The organism is Helicobacter pylori (assembly GCF_015904775.1).
GTDB lineage: Bacteria > Campylobacterota > Campylobacteria > Campylobacterales > Helicobacteraceae > Helicobacter > Helicobacter pylori_DM.
Map to the genome: position 1 here is coordinate 75764 of NZ_JADZNC010000001.1, position 17396 is coordinate 93159.

At 40.1% G+C, this 17396-nt stretch carries 18 protein-coding genes; 4 read left to right on the forward strand and 14 right to left on the reverse strand.

The annotated features are described in order from the left end of the window. Positions 1 to 12: 12 nt before the first annotated feature. The 4 genes from I6852_RS00345 (at position 13) to I6852_RS00360 (ending at position 4710) form a co-directional block, all read left to right on the forward strand. A complete protein-coding gene (locus I6852_RS00345; protein WP_197291188.1) occupies positions 13 to 1005 on the forward strand; it encodes an agmatine deiminase family protein in 993 nt (330 codons plus the stop codon). Beyond that, positions 1002 to 3254 carry a carbamoyltransferase HypF gene (hypF, locus tag I6852_RS00350; RefSeq protein WP_197291232.1) on the forward strand — a complete coding sequence of 751 codons (2253 nt, stop codon included), beginning with the start codon at positions 1002 to 1004 and terminating at the stop codon, positions 3252 to 3254. Before I6852_RS00345 ends, hypF begins: the two co-directional genes overlap by 4 nt. 2 nt (positions 3255 to 3256) lie before the next feature. Then, positions 3257 to 4255, forward strand: coding sequence for a hydrogenase expression/formation protein HypE (hypE, locus tag I6852_RS00355; RefSeq protein ID WP_197291187.1), 999 nt, complete (start codon positions 3257 to 3259; stop codon positions 4253 to 4255). Positions 4256 to 4425: 170 nt separating this feature from the next. Then, positions 4426 to 4710: a hypothetical protein gene (locus tag I6852_RS00360; RefSeq protein ID WP_197291231.1), complete on the forward strand. Its 285-nt coding sequence runs from the start codon at positions 4426 to 4428 to the stop codon at positions 4708 to 4710. Between the two features lie 393 nt (positions 4711 to 5103). Here I6852_RS00360 and I6852_RS00365 read toward each other — a convergent pair whose 3' ends face one another. The 14 genes from I6852_RS00365 to I6852_RS00430 form a co-directional block, all read right to left on the reverse strand. Further along, the gene (locus I6852_RS00365; protein ID WP_197291186.1) at positions 5104 to 6036 is read right to left on the reverse strand and encodes a GDP-L-fucose synthase family protein; all 933 of its coding nucleotides are present in this window, start codon (positions 6034 to 6036) and stop codon (positions 5104 to 5106) included. Next, positions 6029 to 7174, reverse strand: coding sequence for a GDP-mannose 4,6-dehydratase (gene gmd, locus I6852_RS00370; protein WP_197291185.1), 1146 nt, complete (start codon positions 7172 to 7174; stop codon positions 6029 to 6031). Before gmd ends, I6852_RS00365 begins: the two co-directional genes overlap by 8 nt. A gap of 26 nt (positions 7175 to 7200) precedes the next feature. Beyond that, entirely contained in the window at positions 7201 to 8613 is a 1413-nt protein-coding gene (locus I6852_RS00375) for a mannose-1-phosphate guanylyltransferase/mannose-6-phosphate isomerase (protein ID WP_197291184.1), read from the reverse strand. Positions 8614 to 8682: 69 nt separating this feature from the next. Continuing rightward, positions 8683 to 9813 carry a DNA type IV secretion system protein ComB10 gene (locus I6852_RS00380; protein WP_197291183.1) on the reverse strand — a complete coding sequence of 377 codons (1131 nt, stop codon included), beginning with the start codon at positions 9811 to 9813 and terminating at the stop codon, positions 8683 to 8685. After that, positions 9806 to 10792: a TrbG/VirB9 family P-type conjugative transfer protein gene (locus tag I6852_RS00385; RefSeq protein WP_197291182.1), complete on the reverse strand. Its 987-nt coding sequence runs from the start codon at positions 10790 to 10792 to the stop codon at positions 9806 to 9808. Before I6852_RS00385 ends, I6852_RS00380 begins: the two co-directional genes overlap by 8 nt. Further along, positions 10792 to 11535 (reverse strand): VirB8 family type IV secretion system protein, encoded by a 744-nt coding sequence (locus I6852_RS00390; protein WP_197291181.1) that lies wholly within the window; start codon positions 11533 to 11535, stop codon positions 10792 to 10794. Before I6852_RS00390 ends, I6852_RS00385 begins: the two co-directional genes overlap by 1 nt. Beyond that, entirely contained in the window at positions 11532 to 11645 is a 114-nt protein-coding gene (locus I6852_RS00395) for a hypothetical protein (RefSeq protein ID WP_001217877.1), read from the reverse strand. Before I6852_RS00395 ends, I6852_RS00390 begins: the two co-directional genes overlap by 4 nt. Before the next feature lie 15 nt (positions 11646 to 11660). After that, a complete protein-coding gene (locus I6852_RS00400; RefSeq protein ID WP_197291180.1) occupies positions 11661 to 12716 on the reverse strand; it encodes a type IV secretion system protein in 1056 nt (351 codons plus the stop codon). A gap of 7 nt (positions 12717 to 12723) precedes the next feature. Beyond that, a complete protein-coding gene (locus I6852_RS00405) occupies positions 12724 to 13719 on the reverse strand; it encodes a PDZ domain-containing protein (RefSeq protein WP_197291179.1) in 996 nt (331 codons plus the stop codon). Further along, positions 13719 to 14021, reverse strand: coding sequence for a YbaB/EbfC family nucleoid-associated protein (locus tag I6852_RS00410; RefSeq protein ID WP_000347928.1), 303 nt, complete (start codon positions 14019 to 14021; stop codon positions 13719 to 13721). The genes I6852_RS00405 and I6852_RS00410 overlap by 1 nt, the downstream gene beginning before the upstream one ends. A 2-nt stretch (positions 14022 to 14023) precedes the next feature. Further along, the gene (panD, locus tag I6852_RS00415; RefSeq protein WP_197291178.1) at positions 14024 to 14377 is read right to left on the reverse strand and encodes an aspartate 1-decarboxylase; all 354 of its coding nucleotides are present in this window, start codon (positions 14375 to 14377) and stop codon (positions 14024 to 14026) included. Continuing rightward, a complete protein-coding gene (locus I6852_RS00420; protein ID WP_197291177.1) occupies positions 14367 to 16592 on the reverse strand; it encodes an AAA family ATPase in 2226 nt (741 codons plus the stop codon). The genes panD and I6852_RS00420 overlap by 11 nt, the downstream gene beginning before the upstream one ends. Beyond that, entirely contained in the window at positions 16592 to 16867 is a 276-nt protein-coding gene (locus I6852_RS00425) for an ATP-dependent Clp protease adaptor ClpS (RefSeq protein WP_033763268.1), read from the reverse strand. The genes I6852_RS00420 and I6852_RS00425 overlap by 1 nt, the downstream gene beginning before the upstream one ends. Positions 16868 to 16881: 14 nt before the next feature. Next, complete coding sequence (locus I6852_RS00430) at positions 16882 to 17295, reverse strand: universal stress protein (protein WP_001023005.1); 414 nt, start codon at positions 17293 to 17295, stop codon at positions 16882 to 16884. Positions 17296 to 17396: the final 101 nt, after the last annotated feature.

The window sequence follows — 17396 nt, forward strand, 5'->3', positions numbered from 1 at the left end:
AGGATATTTTTAATGAAAAGAATGTTAGCGGAGTTTGAAAAAATCCAAGCGATTCTAATGGCTTTCCCCCACGAGTTTGGCGACTGGGCGTATTGTATCAAAGAAGCGAGAGAGAGTTTTTTAAACATCATTCAAACCATAGCCAAACACGCTAAAGTGCTAGTGTGCGTCCACACTAACGATATTATCGGTTATGAAACGCTTAAAAACTTACCCGGTGTAGAGATCGCAAGGATTGACACTAACGACACATGGGCTAGGGATTTTGGAGCGATCAGCGTTGAAAATCAGGGCGTTTTAGAGTGCTTGGATTTTGGCTTTAATGGCTGGGGGTTAAAATACCCGTCCAATTTAGACAATTTAGTGAATTTCAAGCTCAAACATTTAGGGTTTTTAAAACACCCTTTAAAAACGATGCCCTATATTTTAGAGGGCGGGAGCATAGAGAGCGATGGGGCTGGGAGTGTTTTAACCAACACCCAATGCCTGCTAGAAAAAAATCGTAACCCCCATTTGAATCAAAACGAGATAGAAACCATGCTTAAAAAGGAATTAGGGGCTAAACAAGTGCTGTGGTATTCTTATGGCTATCTCAAAGGCGATGACACGGATAGCCATACCGACACGCTCGCTCGTTTTTTAAATAAAGACACCATTGTTTATAGTGCATGCGAAGATGAAAACGATGAACATTACACAGCCTTAAAGAAAATGCAAGAAGAATTAAAAACCTTTAAAAAACTAGATGGCACGCCTTATAAACTCATCCCCCTAGAAATCCCTAAAGCCATTTATGATGAAAACCAACAACGCTTGCCGGCAACTTATGTGAATTTTTTATTGTGCAATAACGCTTTAATCGTCCCCACTTACAACGACCCTAAAGATACGCTCATTTTAGAAACCTTAAGACAACACACGCCCTTAGAAGTGATAGGGGTTGATTGCAACACCTTAATCAAACAGCATGGAAGCTTGCATTGTGTAACGATGCAACTTTATTGAATAAAATCACGCTTTTTGGCGTGGTTCAAGGCGTGGGCATGCGCCCTTTTGTTTATACCCTAGCTCAAAAATTAGGGCTTGTAGGCTTTGCGCGTAACGCCCAAGCGGCTTTAGAGATTGTCTTACCCGCTCACAAAACAGAGTCTTTTTTAAACGCCCTAAAAAAAGGATTGCCCCCTTTAGCGTTGGTGGAAAAAATCATTATTAGCCCTTATGATAAGGCGCTTCATTTCAATGATTTTAGGATTTTAGAAAGCAAGAACCGCCCTTTAAATTTGCTCAGTCAAATCCCTAAAGATTTAGGCGTGTGCAAGGATTGCTTGCACGAAATCAGAGACAAAAACTCCCCCTATTTTCATTACGCTTTCAATTCTTGCACGAAGTGTGGGGCGAGATACAGCCTTTTAAACGCCATGCCCTATGACAGAGAAAATTCCGCCCTAAAGCCTTTCAAACTCTGTGAATTTTGTGCTTCTGTCTATCAAGACCCCACCAATAAACGCTTCCACATTCAAGGCATCAGCTGCAAAAAGTGCGGTATCGCGCTCAATTACAAGCGATTCAAAAATGATGACGCTCTTTTAGAATGCGCTAAAGACATTCAAAAGGGTAAAATCATCGCTCTTAAAGGTTTGGGAGGCTTTGCTCTCTTGTGCGATGGAAGGAATTTTCAAACCATAGAAAGATTACGGCTTTTAAAAAACCGCCCCCTAAAGCCTTTTGCGCTCATGTTTAAAGACTTAGAATCAGCCAAACAGCATGCGTTTTTGAACGCGTTAGAATGCGAAAGCTTAATTTCTACAAGCGCCCCCATTCTTTTAGCGCGTAAAAAACCTGACACCCAATTAGCCCCCAATATCGCTAAAAACTCCCCCTTTTATGGCGTTATCTTGCCCTATACCCCTTTGCATGCTTTATTGCTGGATTTATTGGATTTCCCTATTGTGTTCACGAGCGCGAATTTCAACTCCCTCCCTTTAGCGAGCGATGAAAAAGAGATCGATTCGCTTCATTTTATTTTTGATTTTAAGCTCACGCACAATCGCGCCATCATTCACAGGATTGATGATAGCATCGTGCAGCGCGTGGATAATATTATTCGCCCCATGCGTTTGGCTAGGGGGTTTGCCCCCCTTTACCTCACTTTGCCTAAACGCTCTAATTATTCGCCAAAAAAGATTCTAGCGCTTGGAGCGGAGCAAAAAGGGCATTTTAGCTTATTAGATAGTGAAATTTCCATTCTTTTGCTCTCGCCTTTTTGTGGGGATTTGAGCGTTTTAGAAAATGAAAAACATTTTCAAGAAACTTTGAATTTTTTCTTAAAAACCTATGATTTCAAACCCACGCTCTTAGCTTGCGACAAGCATCAAAACTACACCACCACTAAAATGGCTTTTGAATTTAATACGCCCTTGTTGCAAGTCCAGCACCACCATGCCCACTTTTTAGCGAGCGTTTTAGACGCATTGTTACAAGATCCGCATTTAAATCATCCTTTTATAGGTATTGTCTGGGATGGGAGTGGGGCTTATGAAAATAAGATTTATGGGGCGGAGTGTTTTGTGGGGGATTTTGAACGCATTGAAGAAACCGCCAGGTTTGAAGAATTTCTGCTTTTAGGGGGGGAAAAAGCGATCAAAGAGCCTAAACGCCTGGTTTTAGAAATCGCTTTAAAACACCAACTCAACAAGCTTTTAAAGCGCGTTCAAAAACATTTTAAAGAAGACGAATTAGAAATTTTTCAGCAAATGCATGACAGAGGAATTCAAAGCATAGCCACCAATTCCATAGGGCGTTTGTTTGATATAGTAGCGTTTAGTTTGGATTTAACAGGAACGATTAGCTTTGAAGCAGAGAGCGGGCAGGTTTTAGAAAATCTAGCCTTACAAAGCGATGAGATCGCTTTTTACCCTTTTAAAATCAAAAACAGCGTGGTGTGTTTGAAAGAATTTTATCAAGCGTTTGAAAAGGATTTGGGCGTTTTAGAGCCTAAACGCATCGCTAAGAAATTTTTTAACAGCCTAGTAGAAATCATTACCGCTTTGATTGCGCCTTTTAAAGAGCATGTCGTGGTGTGCAGTGGGGGCGTGTTTTGCAACCAATTGTTGTGCGAACAATTGGCCCAACGATTCAAAAAGCTTCAAAGGGAGTATTTTTTCCACAAGCATTTCCCCCCTAATGACAGCAGTATCCCTGTCGGTCAAGCCTTAATGGCGTATTTCAACCCTACAATCATCAAAAAAGGATAAAAATGGATAGCGTAACTCTAGCATGCGGGAACGGAGGGAAAGAAACAAACGCTTTGATTGAGCGGGTCTTTATGCCCTATTTAAAAGAATTTATCGTTGCGTTTGATGAAGACGCCCCTAAATTTAAAGCTAGTGGGGAATATTGCGTGAGTACGGATAGTTTTGTCATCACGCCCTTAATTTTTAATGGGGGCGATATAGGCAAGCTTTGCGTTTGCGGGAGCGCGAATGATGTGAGCGTGCAAGGGGGCGAACCTTTGTATTTGAATATGGGTTTTATTTTAGAAGAAGGCTTAGAAATCCCTCTTTTAAAACAAATTTTACAATCCATACAAAAAGAATTGCTTAAAGCCAACTTAAAACTCCTCTCCCTAGACACTAAAGTCGTGCCAAAAGGGAGCGTGGATAAGCTTTTTATCAACACAACCTGCATTGGTAAAATCATCAAGCCAGGGATTTCTTCGCACCATTTACAACCAGGGCAAGCCATTATCCTAAGCGACACGATCGCCAATCATGGGGCAAGTCTGTTTGCGATGCGTCATGAAATCAAGCTTAAAACCAATCTAGAAAGCGATTGCCAACTGCTCTATCCCTTATTAAAACCTCTATTTTTAAGCGATCTCAAAATCCATGCTTTAAGAGATGCGACTAGGGGCGGGTTAGCGAGCGTGCTGAATGAATGGGCGAACAGCTCTAGAGTGAAAATCGTTATAGAAGAAGAAAAAATCCCTTTAAAAGAAGAAACTAAAGGGATTTGTGAGATTTTAGGGCTAGAACCCTATGCGTTAGCCAATGAGGGGGTGTTTGTTTTAGCGCTCGATCAAAAAGACGCCCCTAAAGCCTTAGAAATTTTAAAAAGTAACGAAAAAGCTAAAAACGCTTGCGTGATTGGCGAAGTGCTTGAAAACCCCTATCCTAGCGTGGTTTTAAAGAACGCATGGGGTTTTGAAAGGATTTTAGAGGTGCCAGAAGGCGAATTATTGCCTAGGATTTGCTAAGGCGATTTTTAAAACCTCTCTACCCTCTAAAATTTTTTACTTAAGCTAAGTCTAAGTCTACTATACTCAATCTATTTGAGAAAACTTGCAATAAGAGAGGGTTTCATGGCGGGTGCTACAAAAAAGCGGGCTTGATATTAGCGGTCATTTTTGGGTTTTTTGGGTTTTTTATGGAGTGTAGTGGTAGTGGAAAACCACCAATAGACATTGAAGTAGCTTTTAGGAACCATCTTTATTGGATAGACATCATTTCAAATGTTGATAGTATCACTATATTGAGTGCAAAAATCAATCGTGGGAATTGTGCTAACAATGATGGATTTCCTTATTTCAAGTTTAATAAAACGCTAAGATTTGGCGATAGCTATCAATTTTATTTACTTCCATTTAGGTGTCAGCATATAAAAGAAGTTAGCATAGAGACTGATAAAGGGACTTGGTTTTTTGGAAAGTAAAAACCAACTGACAATCACCTCCAAAACAGACAGCATAGAAATCTAGGACATTCAGTTCAATAGAGGGAATTGTCCGCTCATCTAAAAGATAGATCTCATGCCAATCAAAACTCTCTCTTGTAAAATACGAGTTTGTTTTTAATGCAAAGAAGTTGGTGATTGGCCTAACAAAAAAGCCCCTTACATTCCTCACCCCCTAGCTCTTTATGAAAAATTAAAATGCTAACACGCCTTGCTTTTTGAAAGTGCTTGAGATTGAGAGCGAAGCGACCAAACCCTTTTAATGGCTCAAAGCTTGGTTTAAAGCTAAATAATCATAATATCGTAACTACCGCTAGCCTGACGCTTAATAGCGGAGCGTTTTTATAGCCCTATAAGAGCCTTGATTTTATTTCAAACCTCTAAAAGTTTCAAATAATACTCATAAGCTTCTTTGATGCCCTGCTCTAAAGGGATTTCTAATTCCCATTTTAAAGCCTTTTGTTTGGAAATATCCATAAGCTTTTGTTGCATGCCCACTGGTTTGGACAAGTCTTTCACAAACGCGCCCTTATAATCTAAAACCTGAGCGACCATTTCATAATACTCTTCAATGCTGTAATCCACTCCAGAGCCGACATTCATCACGCTAGGCATTTGAGCGATATTCTCATAAGCGAGAGCGATGAACCTGGCTAAATCTTTAGCGTTTAGATACTCTCTCCTGGCCGTGCCATCGCCCCACATCGCAAAATTTTTTTCATTTTTTAATTTAGCGGTGTGCATCCTAGCAATAAGCCCTGGTATCATGTGCGCTATCTTTTCTTCAAACTTGTCAAACTCGCCATAAAGGTTGCAAGGCACTAAGGTTTTATAAAAAACGCCCTTTTCAGCGCTCACGTATTCGCAATACTTCATCACAGAGAGTTTAGCTAAAGCGTAGCCTTCGTTCGTTGGTTCTAAAGAGCCGTTCAATAAATCGCTCTCTTTTAAGGGGTTAGGGGCGTATTTAGGATAAGCGCAAGAGCTCGCCAGATTAATGGCTTTTTTCACGCCCAAATCTAAAGCGCTAGAAAAGAGGTACAAGCCCATGAGTAAATTCTCAACCATGTAAGTTGAAAGATCGTTCATGTTCGCCACAATGCCCCCCACTCTCCCGGCGCAATGGATAATGCCTGTAGGTTTGTATTCTTTCAAATAAGCTTGAACGTTGTCTTTATCCAATAAATACAATTCGCTCTTTTTAGGGGTGAGTAAGGTAACATCAGGCTTGTTTTTTTTAAAATACAACGCCGTGTTCTGCCCCACCATGCCATAAGCGCCGGTGATTAAAATGATCTCATTCATAAAAATTCCTTAAAGTATAGCCCCCATCTTGCAAGTAAAGGTTTTTCTGGCATTCTTTTAAATCGTATTCTAACATGTCCTTAACCAACTCTTTTAAATCGTATTCCCTAACCCAGCCCAGCTCTTTTTCAGCCTTAGTGGGATCGCCTAAGAGCAAATCCACTTCAGTAGGCCTGAAATAGTGCTCGTCTATGCGCACCACGATTTGGCCTTTTTTTAAATGGCTTAAGTTTAAGTTTAAAGCGTTCGCTTTTTCTTCATCAACGCTTTTAATCAAACCGATTTCTTTAATCCCTGTATTTTGAAATTCTAAATTGATACCGATAAATTCAAAGCTCATTTTCACAAAATCGCGCACACTTGTGGTCTTTCCTGTGGCGATCACATAATCTTGTGGAGTGGGCGCTTGGAGCATTAAATGCATCATTTTCACATAATCTTTGGCATGCCCCCAGTCTCTTTTAGCGTCTAAATTCCCTAAATACAAGCAATCCGTTAAGTTATACGCTATCGCGCTAGCGGCTCGTGTGATTTTACGAGTGACAAAAGTTTCGCCCCTTACCCTGCTCTCATGGTTAAAAAGAATGCCATTAACCGCAAACAAGTTATAAGCCTCTCTGTAATTTTTGGTGATGTAAAAGGCATACATTTTAGCGACCGCATAGGGGCTTCGTGGGTTAAAGGGGGTGTTTTCATTTTGTGGGGTTTCTAAGACTTCGCCATACAATTCGCTCGTGCTGGCTTGATAGAATCGTGTTTTATTTTCTAAGCCTAAAATCCGCATGGCCTCTAAAATCCTTAGCGTGCCAATACCATCAGCGTTAGCGGTGTATTCTGGGGTTTCAAAAGAGACTTTCACATGGCTTTGAGCGGCTAAATTATAAATCTCTGTAGGCTTAGTGGTAGCGATTAAATGGATGAGGTTAGAGCTATCGGTCATATCCCCATAGTGCAAGAAAAAACGCCTTTTATGATCGCTATGCAAATCTTCATACAAATGATCGATCCTAGAAGTGTTGATGCTAGAAGAGCGCCTTTTTAACCCATGCACTTCATAACCCAAATTCAGCAAGTATTCAGCCAGATAGCTCCCGTCTTGCCCGGTAACCCCAGTGATCAAAGCGATTTTTTCTTTCATCATTGTTCCTTTATCAAATTTTTTCATTAGGCGTTTTGATTTTGCCTGTTAAAATCATCATCAATGCGCACAATATCGTCTTCACCGACATACTCGCCCACTTGGACCTCTATGATGATTAAAGGGATTTTGCCATAATTAGCCAGGCGGTGTAAGGTGTTTTTAGGGATATAAGTGGATTGGTTAGCTTGCAATTCAAACGATTGGTGATCCAACTCCACGCTCGCCATCCCGCTAATCACCACCCAGTGTTCGCTCCTGTGGAAATGCTTTTGCAAAGAAAGCCTAGCGTTTGGTTTGACTTCTAAAATCTTAACCTTGTAGCAACCGCTCTCATGCAAGACTTCATAGCTCCCCCAAGGGCGATAGACTTTAGTGTGCGTTTGTAATAATTCTTGGTTGTGTGTTTCTATCTCACTCACTAGGGCTTTTAAATCCTTAGCTTTGTCTTTATGAGCGACTAAAAGAGCGTCTTTAGTGTCAATGATCGCTAAATCCTCAACCCCTAAAAGAGCGCTCACTTTATGAGAAAACACTAAATTATTCTCGCTCTCTTTGGCAAAAACGGGCGTTTGATTCAGGCTGACATTTTCTTTAGACTCGTTAGCCGCTTCTTCAAAAAGGGCGTTAAAATTCCCTAAATCGCTCCATTTGGCGTTCAATTCTACCATTTTGATTTTGTGGCTTTGTTGCATTAAGGCAATATCCACGCTCACGTCTTCTAAATCTTGCATGCTTTTTTCGCTCAAACGAGCGATCTTTTGTTCAAAAAAATGCGTGTTTTCTAAGGATTCAAACGCTCTTTCGCACCCCTTTAAAATAGCAGGGGCATGCTTTTTTAGTTCGTCTAAAAAAACGCCCGCTTGGAAAACAAACATGCCGCTATTGAAATAAAACCCTCCGCTTTTTTGAAACTCTATCGCTTTTTCTAGGCTTGGCTTTTCAATGAATCGCTTGACATCTAGAGCGTTAGGGCTTTCAATATACCCAAACTCCGTATTGGGCTTGTCAATACTCACACCAAAAGTGACTAAAAAACCTTTTTGGGCTAAACCAATCGCTTTTTTCATGGCACTTTCATACGCTTGAAGGTCTTTAATCAGATGATCGCTTGGCGTAACGATGAGTAAATCTTCTTTATCGCTCATTAAAGCGCTCAAAGCGATGGCGTTAGCGGTGTTTTTACTCAAACTCTCTAGTAAAAAACCCACGCTCTTGTTTTTGATTTCGTTTTTTATTTCTTCTAGGGCTAAAAAATAATGCTTTTCATTGCACACGATGAGCGTTTCATCTACTAAGGAAGCGTTTCTTTTAAAACTCAACTCAAACAAGCTTTTATGATCAAAAAGCTTTAAAAATTGCTTGGGGTATAGGCTACGGCTTAAAGGCCATAAGCGTTTGCCACTCCCCCCACTCAATAAGACATTTTTAATTTTCATGGGCTTTCTTGCTAGGCTCTCTTTTGTTTTTTAGGGTTATTATAGCGTTTTTAAACTGGCATTTTTGAGTCACTTCAAAAACTCAGCGATGACTTCATTCTCCCTGGGTATAGGGAAGAAGATGTCAGTATTGGGCGAAATGAAGACCCTACTCCCCTCTCTAATCACCACAATGGGGGCGATCTTGCTTTTGTCTCTTAAAATTTGATTGACCACTTGATTGATCCCCATGCCGCTTTGCCTCATCAATTGCAATAAAAGATAATCCCCAAAGAAATTAGTCACCTCTTCTTTATTACCTCTATTGTTTAAAGCCGAAGTGATCCCAATCAATAAGCCGTTAGTGAGCGTAGAAAGCAGTAACGGCACGCCATAGCGTTGGAAATTCCTTTCAATCAATTCCCCCACTAATCCGTTATAGCCTTTAATGTCCGCCCCTTTAGCGTTAGTGAGCATGATATTAATGCCATGGGGAGTGATGATTCGACTCCATACAATATCCAAGCGGTATTCGCCCATTTTGTTATTGTTACTGTAATAGCCTATGACTTTAGAGCCTTTAGGGATCAAAACAGCCTTTCCCATGCTCGCAAAAATATCGCTCTCCACTTGCGCAATCACTTTACCAGCGATCTGGCTAGAAATGGGCGTGATCAAAAAAGCGGGTATCATTTTATCGGCTGTAATGGTGCGTAAAAGCTTGTTTTCATTAGTAGCGATGTCTTTTTCTTTAAGGTTAGTGAAACCATCAATGCCATTAGGGTTATCCATGGGGAAAATCAGGTTTTCTTCGTAATTTTTAGGGCTTTGTTTGAAAGGGGTGATGCGAGCGGCAAGTAAGTCTAATTGTTTTGGAGAAAAATCTTTTTTAGGGGGGGTTGTGTTTGGATCCATGGGAGGGCTAGTAAAAGTTTCTTCTTTGGAATGGTTCATTTCTTTGGAGTTTAGGGCTTTTAAAGCGGCTTTGAGCTGTTCTTGTAAGGCTTTGATGGTGGAGTCTTTAGAGCTTTCTGTGTTAGTTGGCTGTGGGTTTTGAGTGAAGGTGTAGTCTTGTAAGGGGTATTTCACCTCATCGTCATTCAAAAGATTGGGTTGGTTATTTGAGGGGGCTTTTGGCTTTTGATGATAGATTAAAGAAGTTGTTATAATCGTTGCAAAACCCCCTACAAAAACAACCGCCCCCTTAATCCACTTATTCACCTTTGCTCCTTTTGATAAAACGGATACACAGATAATCCTTACCCAGCCTTAAAGTCCATTTAGCCGAAACGTCTTCAGCGATAATGTAATCGCCCACAATCCTTGTATTCACCGGGTTATCATAGCCATCAACGACCTTATAAATCACCGGGAATTTAGAGAGCGCTAATCTTTTGTCAAATTTGAAATAAGTGAATTGCTTATCGTTAAAGATTTCTTCAGGCATTAAGGAGAGTTTGGATTTTTTAGAACAAGCCCATAAACAATACCATTTCCTTTGAGAGCTTTTTAAAGCCTTATAGCCTTTTTGGATGTCTTTTTTAATAATTTTCATCGCGTTGGTGTTATCGCCAATAATTATCACCTCTTCTTCTTTTTCTTTAGTTTCTTCTTTTTCTTCTTTTAGGGGCTTATTATTTTTTTGGGCATCTTTAGGGGCATTTTCAGCCATATTTTCTTTATTTTCTTTTTGGGGCTTGATAAAAGCGTTAGTGTAATAGTTTTTATCTTCTATAAAAACCTGTAAATTAGGGTGTTTGGAGCTGGTGAAAGTGGTAGAAAACACATAGAAAGAAAAAATCTTACCCTCGCTATCAATCACGCTGATATTGGAATCCACGCCAATTTGTAAAGGCTTGATGAGTAAAATGCGATCGTTACTTTCTAAGATTTTCGCATCAAAGCCCACCTTATCCCCTAAAACAAAATCGCTAATGGGTTTTGAAAAGAACAATAAGGTCGCCATCGCATAACGCAAGCGGATTTTATAGGTTTGCCCTTGAAAATAATTAATGTTCAAAGTGTTGGACATTTTGGAGCGGTTTTTGTCAAAAAAGCTCCCTTGAATGGCGTTTAAATCCTGCATGGGGTGGTTTAAATTCACCGGGGCTGTTTCGTTCGCTTCTTTTAAAAAATCATCGGCTTTTAAAGCGCTAAAAACCAACAAAAAGCCCATGAGAGCGTATAAAACCTTACGCATCAATCATTCCTATTAATCGGCGCGATTTCAGTGATGCTGTAGCGAGTGATTTTAAAGCCGGTAGGGTTTTTAGGCATGGAAGCGTAATCAAAGTCCGGGGCGTCAAACAAATAGCTCAGCACGATTTTATAACGCTTTTCATACACGAGCTTGTTTTCATTCAAAAGTTTAGCCGCAATGGAAACGCTCGCAATGGGGTTATTGTCTTGCTGATAGATCGCAATATTGACGATATGGACTTCTCTTTCTAAATGGCTTTGCGCATAAATGCTGTTTTGGGTTTTAATCAAATCTTCAAAGCGTTGCCACACTTTAGAACTGCTTTGCAAGCGCACCAATTCATAGCGGGATTTATCGTCAATGCGATTAATACTCTCTCGGTTTAACACATACGCCCCGATGAGCGAACGAGCCAACGCTTCATTACTGGAAATGCTTTTATCCGCTCTTTGGATAATGGCGTAATGCTTGTCCTGGTTTAAAAAATCCACGAAATGGTGTTCGGTTTTTTGTAAGGGCAGGATACTGATTAAAACGATCGCTAAGATAAGCGCGATAAAGCTCATCAAACCTAAAAGCCTGTAAGCGATTTTCAAGCGGTTCCTTTCTAGCCGAAACACGCTTTGCATGTCCAAATCGTTCACCGAAAAACCAGAAAGCTTGCTCTCTAAATGCTTTTCTTGGTGGCTTAAAAGCTCTTCTAAATAGATCAACTGCTCGCTATTGAAAGGCTTTTCTTTCATGCGAGATTTAACCTGTTTTCATACAAGGTGCAAGGGCTTTTCTTCATCTCATGCACCTTACTGGTGCAACCAAACAACACAAGTCCCATAATAACAAAAAAAATCCTCATTAAATTCCTATTTATTTAAATTTCATTTTTTGTATCTATTGTATCCTTTTTAACCTTTTTTTGCTTGAAATTTGGGATTTTTACATCTAATTGAGTGGTTTCTACCTTGAATGTGGGGGAATGCGTTTCCTTTTCTTTAGAAACGCTACCGCTTGTAGAAGGAGAAACACTAGAAAGAGCGGGCGAGGTCGTGATATATTGTAAGGAAGTAAGAGCGTTTTGGCTGAGGTTAGCGCTCAAATTGGTGGCGAGTTTGTAAGTTTCTTTGAGGCTGTTTTGCACCCTAAACAAAGCGTTGATAAAAAAAGGCACGCCTATGATAAAAACGCAACACAAAAATAACGCCACCACCAATAAAAGGCTTAAGTCTTGTTTTTCTTGCATGCTAGCGTCCATTAAGGCCTTAGTAACCGACACGTTCAAAAACCCCACCAACAACAAAAAAGGTTTGTAAAACCCAAGAGCGAAGCATTTTTTTAGGCATATAACCACAACGCTCCTCCAGGTTTTAAAAAACCCAAACGCTAAAAACAACGCCCCTAAAGAGCACCACACATGTGCTTCCAAATACACTAAAATGATGATCGCAAACAGCACGCTCAAAAAAAGCGCTTGCAAAACGCTTAAAAAAAGCCACACGGGCATTTCGTTATGGCTCAAATCGCTGATGAAGCTAAGGGCATAAAAACCATGATTAAAAATAAAATCTAAAGAAAGCGCGTGGTTAGAAAAGTTACTCAAGCTTTGAGAAAGGCTTTGTGCGATCATGTTAGGCGCAATAAAAATAGCGTTTTGAAACAATTCATAAAAGCGCGAAGGGTTTTTCAAAGCGTAGTTAAACAGCACAAAAAACCCCACAAACCATAACGCCTCTAAAAGCGCACTAGCGCTGAAAAAATTCTGTTCTTTCAAACTCCTGTAAGCAAAGAGCATGAACGCTAAAGCGACCACGCTATTAAACACCAATTGCGCATGCAAAGTGTAGAGAAAAAATTCAGCGAAACGCCCTAAAATCGCCGTGAGAGGCGTGATAAACCAAGAAAGGATAATCTCATAAGCGTCATGTTTCATCAATGTTTCAACGGACTTTAATGTAAAATTCAAAGCCTTTACGCCAAACTAATAATTCAATTTTAGGCGTGCTTAACGCTTCTCTTAAAGCCTTTGGGGTGAATGAAACGCTTTTATGATTCACCCATAAAATCCTATCCCCAAGCTTTAAAAAATCCAAGCCTTTGGGCAAATGAACGCCTATTTTAGTGATGATAAAACGCCTATCTAAAGCGATGCCATAGCGCTCTAAAAAAGTGTCTTTGAGTAAAAACCCCCCATAACGCTTATTGACTTTGAGCGTTACTTCTTTGATTTTGTGGTTTCGTTTGATTTTCACTTTTGCAAGGCTTTGGTATTTAAGATTGCTCACCACCCATTCAAACTCCGCTAACGAGCGGATCTTGTAATCATTGATCGCTAGGATTTCATCGTTTTTTAAAAAAGGGTTTTTAGGGAAAAAGGGATCAAATTGCGCTATTACTAAACGCTTATCATCTTCTTCTAAACGCACCCCAATATCCCCATAATAAGGCTCTTTTTGGTTTAAAAAGCGCTTGATAAATTTCGTTTCTATAAAGCCGTTCCCCCCTACCCCTAGCCCTAACATTTGATAGCAAATATTGCTGATAACGCCATTTTTTTGAGTCTTTTGTGAAATTTGAGCGTAGCGGTCATAGCCTTTTTGCCCCACTAATAATCGCGCTTCTAGGGCTTCTTTATCCCCTATGCTAGCCATAGGCCTTATAAGGGCGTCTTTGTCCAAATCCCTTAAGGTATAAACATACTCGCTTGGCGCACCTTGCAACAAATACAACCCTACAAAAGGATCGGATTTGATGACTTTGGCGTGTTTGGGGTAGGTTTTGGAATAATACAAATACACGCCTTTAGGCAATTCCTTTAAAGCCACGCCCCCTTTTTGAAGGCTCGCTTTTTTAAAAAACGCCTGACAATGCTTGAAATCATAAGCCCCTAAGCCATTCAAAAAAAACCATAGAACGATAAAGGCTTTGTGAAACATCACAATTTAGCAAAATTCCCCAACATGTTAAAGGCTAAATTTTTTCGGTTTTCTTCTACGGCTTTATACCCGTCATTCAAAGCGCTCATCAAATAGATTTGCATCGCTTCTTTATCTTCTAACAGGCTGTCATCAATTTGCAAATCCACTAATTCCCCCACCCCATTAAAACTCACGCTCACCATTCCCCCACCGCTTTTGGAAGTGTGGATCGTGTCTTTATTCTTTTCTTCTAGTTGGGAAAACTCTTTTTTCATGCCGTCTAATAACCCGCTTAGACCGCCCAATTGACTAAAATCCATCTCTAACCCTTTTTTAAAATTTCGTTTTTTTCATCCACTAGCACGATGTTTGGCTTGTGTGCGTTGATTTCATCTTCATTCATGCTCGCATAAGCTAAAATGATCACCACATCGCCTATGGCCACCTTTCTGGCCGCTGCACCATTGACGCAAATTTCGCCCCTTTTTTTCCCTAAAATCACATAGGTGCTGAAGCGTTCGCCGTTATTGACATCCACGATTTCCACTTTCATGCCCTCTCTGAGCTTAGCGAACTTGGCTAAATCCTCATCTATGGTGATCGAGCCTATATAATTGAGGTTAGCGTCTGTGATAGTAGCCCTATGGATTTTACTATAAAGCATTTCAAAAATCATTTTCTTTCACCTTTTGCGCGCGCTCGATTTCTTTTAGAACCAATTGGTTTTTTTCTAGCAAGCAAGCGATCTTACAAGGTTTTTTAAACGATTGCAAGAGCAGTATATCGCTTAATTTAGTTTTGATTTCATTATGAATGATTTTTTTAATTTCTCTCGCTCCTAAAGTCGTTTGATAGCTTTTTTGCGCGATGCATTTCAAAACTTCTTTATGGAATTTTAAGGTTATGTCTTGCTCTAGCACTAAGGCTTTTAATTTGTCTAATTCCACAGAAACAATGCGTTCAAAATCCTCCAAACTGAGCGCGTTAAACGGCACGATCGCATCAATCCTGGAGCGTAATTCAGGGGTCAAAAGCTCTTTAACGGCTTTATCATACTTGGTATTTTTAGCACTAAAAAACCCTAGCGTGTCCTTATCCTTACTCCCCACATTTGAAGTCATAATCAAAATCACATGCTTAAAACTCGCCTGATTGCCTAAATTATCGCTCAAAGTAGCGTTATCCATCACTTGCAACAACAAATCATACACATTAGAATGGGCTTTTTCTATTTCATCTAAAAGCAGCAAACAATGCGGGTGTTTTTTAATCGCATTCACCAACAGCCCCCCTTGCTCAAACCCCACATAACCGCTAGGACTCCCGATGAGTTTTGCCACGCTATGGGCTTCTTTGTATTCGCTCATGTCAAAGCGTTCAAAATGCAAATTCAAATTCAAGGCCAATTCTTTAGCCAACTCCGTTTTCCCCACCCCACTAGGCCCCACGAATAAAAAGCTCCCCACAGGCTTATTTTTAGAAGAAAGCCCGCAATACTGGATTTTAATCGCATTGCTGACGAGACTGATCGCTTCTGCTTGGGCAAAAATCTTATTTTTTAGCGATTTTTCTAAATTCCTTAAAAGGGCTTTTTTATCGCTGCTCAAACGCATTTTAGGGATTTTAAGCTTCAGAGCGAGCGTTTCTTTCACGTCATCAACGCCGATTTTTTTGCCCTTTTTGGGGTTGATTTTTTTCCTCGATCCCACCTCATCTAATAATTCAATCGCTTTATCCGGCAAGAATTTATCATGCATGTAATCACTCGTTAAATCCACGCATGCCTTAAACACGCTCTCATCATAACGCACCTGGTGGTGTTCTTCATAAAGGGGAGCGATCTTTTTCAAAATCAAGTAACACGCCTCTTTAGAAGGCTCTTCAACTTTTATGACTGAAAAACGCCTATTAAAAGCCTTGTCTTTTTCAAACACGCTGCGGTATTCTTCAAAAGTGGTCGCTCCTAAACATTTCAAGCCCCCATCCGTTAAAACCGGTTTTAATATGTTCGCCGCGTCCAAGCTCCCAGCGTTACTGCTCCCTACGCCTAAAAGGGTGTGGATTTCATCAATGAATAAAATGATGCGGCCGTTTTGTTGGATTTCTTTGAGCGTTTTTTTCAAGCGTTTTTCAAAATCCCCTCTGTATTTTGCCCCAGCCACCATTAAAGCCAAATCCAAAGAATAAACTTCATATTCTTGCAAAAACTCCGGCACTTCTTTTTGAGCGATTTTTAAAGCCAAAGCTTCAGCGATGGAGGTTTTCCCTACGCCCGCTTCGCCAATTAAAAGCGGATTATTCTTTTTTCTGCGCCCTAAAATTTCTATCACTCTTAAAATCTCTTCTTCTCTGCCAATGACTGGATCTAAAGCGTTATCTTGGGCTAAAGCGCTCAAATTTTTAGCGTATTTTTTTAGGGGAGTGTTTTTGGGCGCTTCTTCATTATCATTAATGTCATTAGGAATACCATGGTTATCCAAATCCAATAAAGCAGGATTAGAATACAAACGAGCGATGCCAAAACTATCCATGAGTTTTGAAGCGTAACAATCGGGGTGATCCAGCATTAAAATAAGCAATTCTTCCACGCCCACGCTCTCAAAACAACTCGCATACATTCTTTTAAGCATTCTTAATAACACAAAACTCCTAGCAGGCATTTTGGCTGGATCGCTCTTTAAAGGCACATATTGCAACAAATAGTCTTTAAGGATTTGTTTTAATTTATCATAGTCATCTCTTTCTAAAGCGCCAATAATCTTTTCCCCGCTCTCATGTTCTAAAATAACTAGTAGCACATGCTCTGTGGTGCAAAGGGCGTGGTTAAGATCTAGGGCTAAATTTAAAGCTTGGTTTAGAACTTCATTGAGATCTTGATTGAATTTAGCCATTATTTTATCTCTTCTACCAATAATTTTAAGGGGAGATCTAGCTCTCTGGCCTTATCCCTAACCCATGCTGCCCTATGCCTGGCAATATCATAAGGATAGACGCCACAAACCCCACAGCCATCACGATGGATGCTTGATGTGAGATCTTTGGCCTCTTCTAAAGACTTGTCAAAAAAATCCCTCAAAGCAGAGATGACAAATTCCGCTGTCGTAATGGGGTCATCAACCATGATCACTTGCGCCATGGTGGGGGTGGGTATGTTATACATTTTCATGCTGCTTATCCATGCTACTTGGCGATCACAACAGGGATACTGGATTGTTCAACCAAGCTATTTTGGTGTGAAATGAACAAACGATACAACAAATTAGATTCGCTCGCCCCGATCAATAACAAATCATAATCCTTAGCCATATCCAAGACCACATCAATCAAATCACCGCTTTTTAGAACGCTCTCGCACTCTATATTTTCTTTTTTGAAAGCGTCTTCAAATTGCTTTAACAAAGCCTTAGCTTTTTCTTCTTCTAAGGCTTCTGTTTGGCCATAATCCATCATCCCGCTTTCGCTATAAATAAACACTTCCATGCTCACATGCAATAGAGTGAAACGGACCTCTTTAAGCGAATGGGCTAATTTGACAGCGAATTTAATAGCGTTATAACATTCTTGCGTGTCGCTAATCCCAAATAAAATATTCATAAGAACCAACCTTAAATGAAGTTTTGGTATTATACCAAATAAACCCTAATGACCCGCTGAAGGCTCAAAGATAAAGCGCTATAATCTCGCTTAAAGAAAAG

Excerpts from the sequence above, each read along its gene's own strand:
- I6852_RS00345 (WP_197291188.1), top strand. The coding sequence starts at position 13 with ATGAAAAGAATGTTAGCGGAGTTTGAAAAAATCCAAGCGATTCTAATG.
- hypE (WP_197291187.1), top strand. The coding sequence starts at position 3,257 with ATGGATAGCGTAACTCTAGCATGCGGGAACGGAGGGAAAGAAACAAAC.
- I6852_RS00360 (WP_197291231.1), top strand. The coding sequence starts at position 4,426 with ATGGAGTGTAGTGGTAGTGGAAAACCACCAATAGACATTGAAGTAGCT.
- I6852_RS00365 (WP_197291186.1), bottom strand. The coding sequence starts at position 6,036 with ATGAATGAGATCATTTTAATCACCGGCGCTTATGGCATGGTGGGGCAG.
- gmd (WP_197291185.1), bottom strand. The coding sequence starts at position 7,174 with ATGAAAGAAAAAATCGCTTTGATCACTGGGGTTACCGGGCAAGACGGG.
- I6852_RS00375 (WP_197291184.1), bottom strand. The coding sequence starts at position 8,613 with ATGAAAATTAAAAATGTCTTATTGAGTGGGGGGAGTGGCAAACGCTTA.
- I6852_RS00385 (WP_197291182.1), bottom strand. The coding sequence starts at position 10,792 with ATGCGTAAGGTTTTATACGCTCTCATGGGCTTTTTGTTGGTTTTTAGC.
- I6852_RS00390 (WP_197291181.1), bottom strand. The coding sequence starts at position 11,535 with ATGAAAGAAAAGCCTTTCAATAGCGAGCAGTTGATCTATTTAGAAGAG.
- I6852_RS00395 (WP_001217877.1), bottom strand. The coding sequence starts at position 11,645 with ATGAGGATTTTTTTTGTTATTATGGGACTTGTGTTGTTTGGTTGCACC.
- I6852_RS00400 (WP_197291180.1), bottom strand. The coding sequence starts at position 12,716 with ATGAAACATGACGCTTATGAGATTATCCTTTCTTGGTTTATCACGCCT.
- I6852_RS00405 (WP_197291179.1), bottom strand. The coding sequence starts at position 13,719 with ATGTTTCACAAAGCCTTTATCGTTCTATGGTTTTTTTTGAATGGCTTA.
- I6852_RS00410 (WP_000347928.1), bottom strand. The coding sequence starts at position 14,021 with ATGGATTTTAGTCAATTGGGCGGTCTAAGCGGGTTATTAGACGGCATG.
- panD (WP_197291178.1), bottom strand. The coding sequence starts at position 14,377 with ATGATTTTTGAAATGCTTTATAGTAAAATCCATAGGGCTACTATCACA.
- I6852_RS00420 (WP_197291177.1), bottom strand. The coding sequence starts at position 16,592 with ATGGCTAAATTCAATCAAGATCTCAATGAAGTTCTAAACCAAGCTTTA.
- I6852_RS00425 (WP_033763268.1), bottom strand. The coding sequence starts at position 16,867 with ATGAAAATGTATAACATACCCACCCCCACCATGGCGCAAGTGATCATG.
- I6852_RS00430 (WP_001023005.1), bottom strand. The coding sequence starts at position 17,295 with ATGAATATTTTATTTGGGATTAGCGACACGCAAGAATGTTATAACGCT.